The sequence below is a fragment of the Marinobacter sp. es.048 genome, from assembly GCF_900188435.1.
GTDB lineage: Bacteria > Pseudomonadota > Gammaproteobacteria > Pseudomonadales > Oleiphilaceae > Marinobacter.
Genome location: NZ_FYFA01000002.1, coordinates 873088 through 885883 on the forward strand (window position 1 = coordinate 873088; position 12796 = coordinate 885883).

Annotated in this window: 11 protein-coding genes and 1 pseudogene; 5 read left to right on the forward strand and 7 right to left on the reverse strand. The window is 57.6% G+C overall.

The window, feature by feature from the left end:
• Positions 1-49 precede the first annotated feature (49 nt).
• The gene (fdxA, locus tag CFT65_RS15030) at positions 50-373 is read left to right on the forward strand and encodes a ferredoxin FdxA (RefSeq protein WP_088828887.1); all 324 of its coding nucleotides are present in this window, start codon (positions 50-52) and stop codon (positions 371-373) included.
• Positions 374-442: 69 nt separating this feature from the next.
• On the opposite strand, the gene CFT65_RS15035 is transcribed toward fdxA, so the two are convergent.
• The 6 genes and pseudogenes from CFT65_RS15035 to CFT65_RS15060 form a co-directional block, all read right to left on the reverse strand.
• Complete coding sequence (locus CFT65_RS15035; RefSeq protein WP_088828888.1) at positions 443-1081, reverse strand: LysE family translocator; 639 nt, start codon at positions 1079-1081, stop codon at positions 443-445.
• A gap of 56 nt (positions 1082-1137) precedes the next feature.
• The gene (locus CFT65_RS15040; RefSeq protein ID WP_088828889.1) at positions 1138-2172 is read right to left on the reverse strand and encodes a hypothetical protein; all 1035 of its coding nucleotides are present in this window, start codon (positions 2170-2172) and stop codon (positions 1138-1140) included.
• Between the two features lie 139 nt (positions 2173-2311).
• Positions 2312-3262 (reverse strand): DegV family protein, encoded by a 951-nt coding sequence (locus tag CFT65_RS15045; protein ID WP_088828890.1) that lies wholly within the window; start codon positions 3260-3262, stop codon positions 2312-2314.
• 110 nt (positions 3263-3372) lie between these two features.
• The gene (locus tag CFT65_RS15050) at positions 3373-4206 is read right to left on the reverse strand and encodes a metal-dependent hydrolase (protein ID WP_088828891.1); all 834 of its coding nucleotides are present in this window, start codon (positions 4204-4206) and stop codon (positions 3373-3375) included.
• A gap of 256 nt (positions 4207-4462) precedes the next feature.
• Positions 4463-4962: pseudogene (locus CFT65_RS15055) on the reverse strand (hypothetical protein); the annotation flags it as partial.
• A 130-nt stretch (positions 4963-5092) separates the two neighbouring features.
• Positions 5093-6721 carry an acyl-CoA synthetase gene (locus CFT65_RS15060; RefSeq protein WP_088828892.1) on the reverse strand — a complete coding sequence of 543 codons (1629 nt, stop codon included), beginning with the start codon at positions 6719-6721 and terminating at the stop codon, positions 5093-5095.
• 152 nt (positions 6722-6873) lie between these two features.
• On the opposite strand from CFT65_RS15060, the gene CFT65_RS15065 reads away from it, so the two are divergent.
• A complete protein-coding gene (locus CFT65_RS15065; protein WP_088828893.1) occupies positions 6874-8388 on the forward strand; it encodes a sensor histidine kinase in 1515 nt (504 codons plus the stop codon).
• Positions 8381-9037 carry a response regulator transcription factor gene (locus tag CFT65_RS15070; RefSeq protein WP_088828894.1) on the forward strand — a complete coding sequence of 219 codons (657 nt, stop codon included), beginning with the start codon at positions 8381-8383 and terminating at the stop codon, positions 9035-9037. The genes CFT65_RS15065 and CFT65_RS15070 overlap by 8 nt, the downstream gene beginning before the upstream one ends.
• A gap of 6 nt (positions 9038-9043) precedes the next feature.
• Here the strand turns inward: CFT65_RS15070 and CFT65_RS15075 are convergent, their stop codons facing one another.
• On the reverse strand, positions 9044-10459 hold the full coding sequence (locus CFT65_RS15075; protein ID WP_088828895.1) for a PLP-dependent aminotransferase family protein: 1416 nt from the start codon (positions 10457-10459) through the stop codon (positions 9044-9046).
• Between the two features lie 240 nt (positions 10460-10699).
• On the opposite strand from CFT65_RS15075, the gene CFT65_RS15080 reads away from it, so the two are divergent.
• Together CFT65_RS15080 and CFT65_RS15085 are read left to right on the forward strand one after the other, a co-directional pair.
• Positions 10700-11506, forward strand: coding sequence for a PhzF family phenazine biosynthesis protein (locus CFT65_RS15080; protein ID WP_088829578.1), 807 nt, complete (start codon positions 10700-10702; stop codon positions 11504-11506).
• Positions 11507-11549: 43 nt separating this feature from the next.
• Positions 11550-12743: an NAD(P)/FAD-dependent oxidoreductase gene (locus tag CFT65_RS15085; protein ID WP_088828896.1), complete on the forward strand. Its 1194-nt coding sequence runs from the start codon at positions 11550-11552 to the stop codon at positions 12741-12743.
• The last annotated feature ends 53 nt before the right edge of the window (positions 12744-12796 follow it).

Here is a 12796-nt window from a genome sequence, read left to right on the forward strand (position 1 = left end):
AGACGGCGCTCCTGATGAGACTGACCACCACTGGACCAGGGATCTGACTATGGCGTTTATCGTTACTGATAACTGCATCAAGTGTAAATACACAGACTGCGTGGAAGTCTGTCCGGTAGACTGCTTCTACGAAGGACCGAACTTTCTGGTAATCGACCCGGACGAATGCATCGACTGCGCCCTGTGCGAGCCTGAGTGTCCGGCCGAAGCCATCTTTTCTGAAGACGAACTGCCTGCCGATCAGGTCCAGTTTGTGGAGTTGAATGCCGAGCTGGCCGCGAAATGGCCGAACATCACCGAAAAGAAAGATCCGCTGCCAGACGCTGAAGAGTGGGATGGCAAACCTAACAAGCTTCAGTATCTGGAAAAGTAAGCGTCCGGAACTGGAATAAAAAGGGAAGCCACGGCTTCCCTTTTTCTTTGTCTGAATGTTTTTATCGAGTCAGTTACTGGCCAGCTTGGCGCCCATGGCCACGAAAAACCCACCGGTCAGGCCGTTCAGCATCCGCTTCATCTTGGCGTTCATGCCAAGGCTCCGGAAGGTGACCACCACCCACGCAAGACCGCACTGCCAGAGCATGGCCAGCAGAAAATGCACGCCGGCCAACATCAGAGACTGTTGAAAGGCGTTACCGGCCGGATCCACAAACTGTGGCAGCAACGCCATATAAAACAGGGCGGTTTTTGGATTCAGAACATTGGACAAGAGTCCCTCGCGGAACGACGCCACAATGGGGACCTTCCAGCGAACAACCTTTTCCTCTTTTGCCTCAGGTGTATCGCCACGGCGAAGGGCCTGGCGCAACGAACCGATGCCGAGCCAGACCAGGTAACAGGCGCCCGCCCACTTCAGAGCAAAGAATGCCCAGGCAGTTTCCACCAACAGAAGAGAAATACCCAAAGCCGAGAGCGTGGCATGAATGAACAGCCCGCTGCAGATGCCGACGCTGGTGACACAACCATCCCGCAAACCACCCCGCCCGGTATTACGCATCACAAGCAGGGTATCAACACCCGGCGTAATGGTAAGCAAGGTAATGGCAACCAGATAGGCCCAGAACAGGTCCGAGATCAAAATCATCCCCTTTCAAACTCTTCAACGAAACTTTCCAGAAGAGCCCGACCCGCGTCGAAAATTCAGGCCTCTTGCTGGAGAATCTTGCGCGCGGCGGCGGATTTATAGAATGGTGCAAGCCGCCGGCGAATCAGTGCCTCAACATAGCCCTCTTCACGCAATACGTCTATAACCGGAATTGCGTAGGCATCAATCTCCGCCATGACGACTTCACGGCTTACCCCCATATCGCCCAGCAGGTCCGTGAGCGGCCGTTCGCCATATTTTACAAACAGATGGGAAACCACTGCCCGGGCACAGTTCTCGAAGTATCCAGTCTTGCGAAACTGCAGCCAGAACTCATATCCGAGCACCACAAATTCCTGCAGTTCCACGTCGCCGAGGCCCTCGCGCAGTTCCGCAATAGTGCGACCTTCCAGCGAAACCCAGGCGGCCATAACGCTGTCCCGCAGCTCGTCGTCAGACAGGGCACTGTGCAGGAACTGCTCACTGCGGCTGATCAAACCGGGCAGGCTGTCAGACAGCCAGGCCTTCAGGCGCCGCTCCAAGGTTTCATCCAGCCCCGGCACGGCCCTGTTGGCCATGCGCTTGCCGAACTTCATCATTGAACCAACGCCCGGTACAGACTTGGCGACCAGATTGTCCTCGTAGAGGTAGTTCATCAGGCCGTGGTAAACCACATTGGACACCAGCTCCTGATAAACCGGGTGCGCCATAATTTCACTGATCACCCGCTCCCGCTGCTGTCGGAGTTCCAGAGCTTCCTCCAGAAAGCCGGTGGCCTGTTCGCGGTTAATGATCTCACCCAGTGTGGTTTGCGACTGCACGTCGGCATTGAGCACCTCGGTCGCCATTTCCGCCGCCAGCTCCGGAATGCCTGCGTCCAGCTCCATATCCATTACGATGCGCTGGATAACGCCCATCACCTGCTCTTCCGAAGTGACCCGGTTCAGGGTTATCTCACCGGCATAGCCCCATAGCTCATCCAGCTCCTGCTCGAGAAACCTGCGCAGCTTTGCACCCTTGAGCGAGGCCAGTTCATGTTTCACGTGCTGTTCCAGCAGCTGGTTGGCGAGATCCGCTTTGCCTTTGGTCATGGCGTCAGTTGTCCTGTTGTTGAAATGAAACACGCTGACCAGAGGCTAACATGAAGTACAGGCTGGAAGGTTTGCCAAAACTACAGGTGAAGGGATGCGGCCGGGCCAGTCCGGTTCAGCCGCGAACTCTATGGGGGAATTACTGAAAATCGTTGAAGCTGTGCAGTTCCGCGGCCAGGGCCAGGCAGAGACTGCCCGGGCCGACATAAATACTGCTGGTGATGCCCATCTGGGATAGCAGAAGTTCCACACCGTTACGCTCGCAAGCATCCCGCAGGCGATTGAGCCCGGGCAAATCCTCGATTTCGGTCCAGGTCAGGCCACAGGAGAGACTGACATAAGGGGTCAGAAGCCCGGCTTCCACGCGGGCAGTGGCATAGTTCATCACCTTTTCCACGGCCACATCGAAACTGCGGGTTTTGGCCGCAGGCTGGCCTTCAGCGCCCTGTCCGAAAATGACCGGTGTAATGTTCAGTGCTTTACCAAGAAAGGCCACCAGCGCCGACACACTCTTGTCACCACGACGCCGTGCCCGCTCACGTATGTAGTGCAGATCTCTCGGAATCACGCAGGTGTAGATCTTGTCGCTAAAGGTTTCGACCTCATGGCGCAGAGCATTTTTGGAGACCTTCTGGTCGATCAGCTTGAGGGTGTGAGCGGCCAGCAGGCCCTGTCCGGCAAAGATCTGCTTGCTGTCGATCACCCGCATGAAAAACCGGCCGTCGCGACCAGCGGCTTCCCGGGTACCCTCATAATTCGCCAGGACACTGTTCATAGCCTCAGTGGCGTTCTGGAAAATCAGGCTTCGGTTTTTCGTGACCGTCTCACAGATAGCAACATCAAACTGGGTAACGATCTTCTCCATGAACAGGTCGTGGATCTGTTCAGCGGTGAAGGCGCGGGTCTCAGCCTGGTGCCCTTTCTGTAACAGACCGCTCTGGTAAAACTCCTGGGTCCGAACCGGATCATGCTTGTCTACATAGGTCTGGCCATCGATTACAGCGGTTACCGGCAGGACGAACAGGTCGTGCTTGCGGCTGAACTCGTAGGGTAAATCGCACGCAGAATCGACGATCAAACCAACTCGCATGGTGGGCCTCCAGCTCCGGGCAGCTTCTCGACCGGAAGCCCCCTTTATTGTCGTTATTCTTTATGCCACACAGTCTTACACACCGCGTTCAAAATTTCAGCAACCCGGCCCTATCGTGCTGCCGATGTCATATCCAGCTCACGAAGATTCTGCTCGAGCAGCTCGCGGTTGTCCTGCTGCCAGGGGTGGAAGCCTTTACGGAAATAGGCCAGGAATTCCGGCAGACACTTGCGGAGCACTCCGGGCTTGCCCCAGAGAAAATTAAACCCGCCAACCCAGGTGCGCAGGCTCCAGAGTTTGCCATCGGCTTTCAGCAGGCTACAGGTATTCAGAAAGGTGTACTTGAAGAAATTCAAGGTAACAAAGAGGAAGACGATCCGGCGAAGCCGTTCGTTGCCGACACATTCCCGGTAAACATCAAAGGCGACGGATTTGTGTTCGGTTTCCTCAATCGCATGCCATCTCCAGAGCTTTGCCATGGTCGGCGTGGCGCCCTCCATCCACTCCGGGTGGCTCAGGATGGCATTGGCGAGGACAGCGGTGTAGTGCTCGGCCCCACAGGTACCCGCCAGCTGGCGGCTTGGTGGCAGTTTACCCACCCACTCCATATGCTTGCGGAACCGTTGGTCCAGGGCATCAATATCGTAGCCCCGGGCCTTCAGGGCCTCGTTGTAATCCTTGTGCTCCCTGCTGTGCAGGGCTTCCTGGCCAATAAATCCGCGGATCTCCGCTTTAAGCTTTGGATCCTCGATCTTGTCCCGATAGAGCCTTACGGCATTAATGAACTGCTGCTCACCATCGGGAAATTGCAGGGAAAGGGCGTTGAAGAACGCGGTCCGGAAAGCATCGTTGCCATGCCAGAGCGTTTTGAGATCTTCACTGACATCGAACCGAAGATGCCTCGGCTCAACGGACACACCCTCGGGCGTGGAGCTGATGGTCATGACTGCCTCCTGTTTTTGTAGTGTTGTTATCGGTAATGAACAGCGGACAAAAATTCATCAGTCAAGGCAGTTTAAACCCGAAAACCTGAGGGAAGGAATACCTGAAAGGGAAAAATTAGACAGATTGTCACGAAATGACATTCTGTCAACAACCATGTTTCGGGGAAAAATTCAGGCATAAAAAAGGGAGGCACGAGGCCTCCCAAGGACACACAGGGGGTCAGCGCCTTCCGGTGCAGAGCCGGAAGACGCAGGTTTAGTGCTCTTCTGCGGCTTTCGCGCCCAGCGCTTCCGGGTCGGCGGTAAAGCCAAGCAATTTGGTGCGTTCAATCAGGAAATAGAGAACAGCGCCGACGGCCAGGCCCCAACCCGCACCGTATACGGCCAGAACCACGCCCATGGTGGCCGTGACTGCGGTCCAGATGGGTCCCGCCAGCCCGGGATAAGGCGCGAAGAAAGCGTGGCACCGTTACGGATAGCGGTTACCAGGTGCACGCGGTCGATGCTGTTGTCGATGTCTTCGTCTTTGCGCAGACGATCAACACGATTCATGAGGGACTGGCCAACCACGATATCGCCGAAGGCAATCACATAGGCGATCACTGCCGTGGGAATGGCGTACAGGCAGACGTTGGCATCCGGGAATCCGACGGCGAACGGCAGATAGTTCCACAGCTCATCAAACGCGGGTTTGGTGATGCCCCACTCCACATTGGGCACCTCGTATTCGCCAGTGGCAAAGCCAACCAGCATGGCTGTTCTTCCCCGTTCTTTCGGTGAAACATTTGCATAAAAAGGTCTCCGGGCTCACGCGGCGCGTGGGCCTGGCAGCGTTGTTTTTCCGGTTAAAGCCGGCTGCGCCGGAATGGCGCAGCCGATCGGGGGATCAGTCCAGCTCTTTGGCCTGATCCCTCAGCACGAACTTCTGGATCTTGCCCGTGGAGGTTTTGGGCAGCTCCGAGAAGACGATGGTCTTGGGTACCTTGAATCGTGCCAGGTGCTCGCGACAGAAGTTGATAATGTCTTCCTCGCTAACCTGTCCAGCTTCAGGCTTAAGGGTCACAAAGGCGCAGGGGGTTTCGCCCCATTTCTCGTCTGGCCGGGCAACCACAGCCGCTTCAAGAACAGCCGGATGGCGGTACAAGGTATCCTCCACCTCAATGGTGGAAATGTTCTCACCACCGGAAATGATGATGTCTTTCAGCCGATCCTTGATCTCCATGTAGCCGTCTTCGTGCCAGACCGCCAAGTCACCGGTGTGGAACCAGCCGCCCCGGAAGGCTTCTTCGGTGGCCTTGGGGTTTTTGAGGTAGCCCTTCATTACGGTATTACCGCGCAGGAAGATTTCACCGATGGTCTTGCCGTCTTTCGGCACCGGCTCCATGGTATTCGGATCGCCGACCATGGTGCCTGCCAGGGTGTGGTACCGAACGCCCTGGCGAGCCTTTTTCCGGGCACGATCGTGCAGCGGAAGTGCATCCCATTCAGTCTTCCACGCGCAAACGGTCACCGGGCCATAGACTTCAGTAAGGCCGTAAACGTGAGTCACCTGAATACCCATCTCTTCGATGGCACCGATAACCTGTGCGGGGGGCGCCGCACCGGCCGTCATGGACTTCACGTCGTGATCGATGCCCGCCTTGGCGGATTCCGGCACGTTCAGCAGCGCGTTGAGAACAATCGGAGCGCCGCACATGTGAGTAACCTGATGGTCGCGGATCAGCTGAAGAATCTTCTCCGGATCAACCCGGCGCAGGCAGACGTGAGTGCCGGCCATGGCGGTAATGGTCCAGGGGAAACACCAGCCGTTGCAGTGGAACATCGGCAAGGTCCACAGATAGACCGGGTGCATGTCCATGGACCACACCGCCTGGTTACCAATGGCATTGATGTAGGCGCCACGGTGGTGGTAGACCACACCTTTCGGATTGCCGGTAGTGCCGGAGGTGTAGTTCAGTGAAATCGCATCCCACTCATTGTCAGGGAAGCTCCACTCAAATGCCGGATCGCCCTCCTGCAGGAAGGCCTCATAATCGAGATCGCTTACCTGGACACCTTCGCCATACTCGGGATCGTCAACATCGATCACCAGGGGTTTCGTGTCCAGACGGCTGACGGCATCTCTGACCACCTCACCAAATTCCCGGTCGGCAATCACAACCTTGGCCTCTCCATGCTCCAGCATGAAGGCAATGGCCTCGGCATCAAGGCGCACATTCAGGGTATTGAGAACCGCGCCGATCATCGGTATCCCGAAGTGGGATTCCACCATGGCCGGAATATTCGGCAGCATGACCGCAACGGTATCGCCGCGTCCGATGCCCCGCCCTTTCAGGGCCGACGCCAGACGGCGGCAACGTTCGTAGGTCTGCGCCCAGGTGTAACGAATCGCCCCGTGAATAACCGCAGGGTACTCCGGGTATACGGTGGCGGTACGTTCGATAAAATCGATGGGAGATTGGACGGCGTAGTTGGCGTCAACGGGCGCCAGGCCCTGATCAAATATCGAGGTCATTGCGTGGTCCTCTTGAGTGCTGTTGTTCTTATGGCGTATTCAGGAATATCGCTAAACTAGCTATACTTCGGGCTGGCCAGAATAGTATTTGATAGAATAAATACTAGAAATTATACCAACGTATTATAGTTAACTTACTATAAAGATCAGCCATGAACGATATTTCCCCTTCAAGTGTATTTAGTTTGCACGACGCCGACCCGCAACCCGGATTGGTCCTGGACGGGGCGGGTAAAGTCCTGGAGGGGAACCGAGCAGCCTGGGATCTGTGCCAGATAGCCGGTCTGACTTCGCCTCGCTCGCTTCTGCCAATCAACGCCCAGGCACTGGTGAACTCCTCATTGGATCAGAACCGGGCTATTGAAAACGTGGAATCCCGGATTCCCTCGGAGCTTACCGAAACCATCCTGATGTGGACTTTCATTCCCGATGTCGGAGCCGCCCGGGTTCTGGCACGGGCGCGGGACGCCACGCAGGATGTCCTGACCCAGGAAGAGGCAACCCGCTCCAATCGTCTTTACCGGCTGATAACTGAAAACACCACTGACCTCATATCCCGCCATGCGCCGGACGGACGCTTTATCGACGCCACGCCCGCTTCCTGGCGGCTGCTGGGCTACTGGCCGGAAGAATTGCGGGGCAAACCGCTCGAAGAGGTCTTTCGCGGCAATCATGTAACCCAGAAACTGGCGGAGACCCGTAACCTGCTCCGGGATGACGGCTACGCCACCATGACCCTGGAGATCATCCACCGGGACGGATCCCGCCGCTGGTTCGAGATTGCCAGCCGGGCCATCCGGGAGACCTACACCGGCGCCGTGATTGAGGTCATCAGCGTATCCCGGGATATCACCGCCCGAGTGGAATCCGAGGAGAACAGTCGCCGGTTGGCCGACGAACTTGCCCACACCGCCAGGCTTGCCACTCTCGGGGAGCTTGCCTCCAGCATTGCCCATGAGATGAATCAGCCACTGGCCACCATCGTCAACTTCGCGAGCGCCAGCCAGCGTTACCTGAAAAGCGCCCGCACCAACCCTGAATGCCTGGACCGTGTGGACGATGGCCTACAGAAGATCGTTCACCATGCCAACCGCGCATCGGAAGTGATCAAACGCCTGCGGGCTTTTTTACGCAAAGGGCAGAAGCGCACCGCGCCAATTGCCCTGAACGATGTCGTGAGCAACGTCGCCCGCCTATGTCAGTGGGAGGCCGAGAAGAACAATGTGGAGATCCGCGAGAGATTGGCCTGCTGCGCGCCGGTCATCACCGCAGATCCGGTGCTCCTTGAGCAGGTATTGATCAATCTGATCCGCAACGGCATTGAAGCCACAATCGAAGCCCGTGATGAAAAAATCCAGGGCCCACCTGCACAGATTGTCATAACGACCTGCATCAACGATCAGAATGAAACCCTTATCGAAGTCACTGATGAAGGCCCGGGGCTGGACGAACAGGGCATCCGCCAGATGTTCCAACCGTTCTACACCAGCAAGCCCCAGGGACTGGGCCTTGGCCTGTCCATGAGCCGATCGATTATTGAAGGCTTTGGTGGCTTTCTGGATGCCCGCCCGGCCGCAACTGGCGGCCTGTCCCTTATCTGCCGTTTCCCGGCGAGCCAGAACCAGAAGTACAAAAACACAACCATGGAGAACCAGCCCGATGACTGACCACGCCGTCCCGGAAGCTACCACCGTCTATGTTGTTGACGACGACGCGGGCATGCTGGAATCCACCCAATGGCTGCTGGAATCGGTCGGCCTGAGTGTGGAGGCGTACAGCGACGGTCGCAAATTTCTGGACGCCGTTGGCAACACGAAAGCCGGCTGTGTGGTTCTGGATGTGAGGATGCCGGGGCTAGGCGGCCTGAACGTTCAGGAAGAGCTTCAGAAACGAGGACTGGACCTGCCCATCATCTTTGTCTCTGGGCATGCCGACGTGCCCATTGTGGTCAGGGCGTTCAAATCCGGCGCTTTTGATTTTATCGAAAAGCCTTTCAACGAACAGCTGCTGCTGGACAGCGTTCAACAGGCCCTTCAGGAACACCAGCAATCCGGCCCACAGCTGCAGGGCGATGAGGCAACCGAAGCCTTGCTGGACACACTCACCCGGCGCGAGCGGGACGTGTTTATTCCGCTGGCCCAGGGCTACACCAGCCGGGAAATCGCCGACCAGCTCGAGGTAAGTGTAAAGACGATTGATCTCTACCGGGCGCGGGTGATGAAGCGTCTGGGTGCGGATCGACTGCCGGATGTCACCGGCACAGCCATCGCCGCCGGGCTGCTCGACCCGCTGGACCTGCGCAACGAGAAACGCTGAACGGCCCTAACGTTTGCCGACCTGGACATCGTGCGCCAACACCCCCAGCCTGGCTACAGCCTGCTCTATACGTTCACTCCAGGGGTTGGCACTGTTCAGTCTCAGGCAATTTTCGTATTTATCGGCGGTGGAAAACATTAGCCCCGGTGCCACATTGATATCTTCCGCCCTGGCCCTCTGGTATACGTCCGTGCCGGAAACGCCGTCGGGCAGCTGCACCCAGAGTACGAACCCACCCTGGGGTCGACTCACAGCCGTAACTTCCGGGAATGCCCGGGCCACAGCTGTGCGCATTCGTTCTGTGGACTCTCGATAGTGCTGACGAGCTGACAGCAGATAGCGATCGTATCGGCCCTGCTCCAGAAAATGCGCCACCGCCATCTGGGGAATCGACGACGTTGCCAGGTTCACAAAATACTTGTGCTGTCTGGCGCTGGCCATATGTCGCCCCGGCACCATCCAGCCAAGCCGCAGGCCCGGTGAAATCGTCTTCGAAAACGAGCTGCAATAAATCACATTATCCGCGCGATCAAAGGCTTTGGCCGGTTTGGGCCGGTCCCCGGTGTGATGAAGGTCGCCGTAGATGTCGTCCTCGATAAGCGGAACAGCCGCTGCCGCCAGCATGGAAACCAGCTGCTTCTTACGCTCATCCGACATTTGGGCGCCCATGGGATTGCTGTGATTGGTCACCACCACACAGGCTTTCAGGGGCCACTGCTCCAGTGCCAGCTGCAAACCTTCGAGGCTCAAGCCTTCGGAGGGATGGGTCGGGATCTCGATAACCTTCAGCCCCACCACTTCCAGAGCCTGTAGGATGCCGGGGAAAGACGGCGATTCCACCGCCACAATGTCCCCGGGCTGGGTCACCGCCCTGAGTGCCAGGATGATCGCCTCCTGGGCACCGTTGGTGGCGAGCACATCATCCGGCGTTACCGGCACCCCGAGGGTTGCCATCCGCTGGGCGATCTGCCGCCGGAACGATTCCTTACCGGGAAAGGCATAGTCCAGTGTTTCCAGGCCCCTTCGTGCCGCCCAGAGCGTGCTGTGCTGGATCTGCCGGAGCGGGAGGTAATCAGGATGGGGAATCGCCGTGGCCAGAGGCACCATACGCTTTTGTTCGTCGGCGCACAGGTCCAGGGTCATCTCCCGGGCGCTGACCGGTACGGGACTGCTGCGATGCCGGCGCATCACCGGCTCAGGTGCATCCACGGTCGGCAAACGTACAAAGTAGCCGCTGCGTTCCCGGGCCTGCAGGAAACCCCGTGCTTCCAGGGTCTGGTGGGCCTGAAGGATGGTCGAGATACTCACGCCAAATTGCCGGCTCAGCATTCGCACGCCCGGTAGCCGTTCGCCGTCCCGGTACACCCCTTCATGAATCAGACCCTGAAGCTGATCCGCCACCTGATTGTAGAGAATGCCCATTGCCCGCCCCTCGCTTGCGGCTATTTATCTCGATACTGATCTATTGCACCAGAACCAGAACCTTTCTGTGCAGTACAGATCGCTTCCGATATGACCGGTACAGACATCATCAAAACCATTCTGTACCGGTTCAAAAACAGATTATCTGAATCTGTTATGGCAGTCAGATCATTTCCTACAATAAGCTCGAAATCAGATGATATTTCCAAACAGGCCAGCGCTTTCCGAGGAGAAGAGACCGTGACTTTACCCATCTATCAGGTTGATGCGTTCACCAGCGATGTGTTCGGTGGCAATCCGGCGGCCGTCATGCCGCTGGGTCAGTGGCTGCCAGATAACCTCATGCTCTCGCTTGCCATGGAGAACAACCTCTCCGAAACAGCCTTTTTCGTGCCTCTTCCGGCCGGCGAGGACGCAGATTTCCATATCCGCTGGTTTACGCCGGGCACAGAGGTGCCACTATGCGGCCACGCCACCCTGGCCAGCGCCTGGGTCATCTTCAACAAACTTGGCTGGGACAAAGAGCAAATCCGTTTGCGCTCCAAAAGCGGCCCACTCTCCGTCCGACAGGCAGAGGATGGCTGGCTGGTATTGGATTTCCCGAATCTGGCCTACGAGGAACAGCCCACGCCCGCCATGGTTCGGGAAGCCCTGGAAGGTGTGCCAGATAACGCGTTCTTTGTTCCAAACGACACCAATTACATGGTGGTTCTGAAAGACGAAGAATCGGTGCGATCCGCCCAACCGGATCTGCGCAAACTCAAGCAACTGGGCAACCAGGGGCTGATCATCACCGCACCTGGCACTGACTGCGATTTCGTGAGCCGATATTTCGCTCCTGGCGCCGGCATTGATGAGGACCCGGTAACCGGTTCCATTCACAGCGTACTGGTCCCCTACTGGTCAGATAAGTTGGGCAAGACACAACTGGATGCTCGTCAGGTCTCCGCCCGGGGCGGTGTACTTCGTTGCGAGTTGAAGGGGGATCGGGTCGACATCGCCGGCCAGGCGGCCTTCTACATGGAAGGCTCCGTCTTCCTGCGTTGAGACTGATATACTGCCCGCCGTTTTGATTCAATGGGCGGGCAGTATGGCAGCGGGTTCAGCATCACAGTACGACGTAATCATCATCGGCGCCGGCGCAGCAGGCCTGATGTGCGCGGCTACCGCCGGCTATCGCGGCCGGAGCGTACTGGTGCTGGATCACGCCAACAAACCGGGCAAGAAAATCCTGATGTCCGGCGGCGGGCGCTGCAACTTCACCAACCTGAACAGCACACCGGCCAACTTCCTGTCGGACAACCCTCACTACTGCATTTCCGCGCTCAAGCGCTATACCCCCCAGGATTTTCTGGAACTGGTGGATCGCCACGGCATCGAGCATGAGGAAAAAGCCCCTGGCCAGTTGTTCTGCAAGGACAGCGCCAAGGACATCCTCAACATGCTGCTGACCGAATGCGAGTGGGCAGGGGCGGAAGTGAAAATGAAGACAGCGGTCGACCGCATTACCGAAACCGACTCGGGCTACCGTTTGCGCGTCGGATCCGGCGATCTCACCTGTGAATCCCTGGTGATCGCCACCGGAGGTCTGTCGATCCCCACCATGGGCGCCACCGCTTTCGGTTACCGGGTAGCCGAGCAGTTCGGCCTGGAAATACTTCCCACCCGCGCGGGTCTGGTGCCCTTTACCTTGCAACCGGAGTTGAGAGAGCAGCTCGCGCCTCTATCCGGTGTCAGTTGCCCTGTCGATGTTCAATGCCACGACCAGCACTTTCGGGAACCTATGCTGGTGACTCATCGCGGGCTCAGCGGCCCGGCCATGCTCCAGATCTCCAGTTTCTGGGAGCCGGGTGACAGCCTGGCCATCAACCTGCTGCCGGCCTGCCAGATCAAGGACGACCTTCTGAGCCTGCGGAAAACCCGGCCGCAATCCACCGTTGGGCACTACCTGGCCCAGCACCTACCAAAACGGTTTGCCCAGGCCTTCAACGAACTCCACGGCTGGACCGGCCCATTGCAGGGCTACAAGAACAGCGATATTGAACAGGTTGCCGACGTTCTGGGCCAATGGTCGATCAAGCCAGCTGGAACCGAAGGCTACCGAACGGCAGAGGTCACCCTTGGTGGCGTCGATACGCGCCAGCTATCGTCCAAGACCATGGCGGTGCTGGAACGTCCAAACCTGTATTTTATCGGTGAGGTAGTGGATGTCACCGGCCACCTCGGCGGGCACAACTTCCAGTGGGCCTGGGCCTCGGGTGTGGCTGCAGGCAACAGCGCCTGAGGGTTCACCCGGATCCAAAACCCGCCGTAAAACTGGTAGCCTCAGTTCATGTA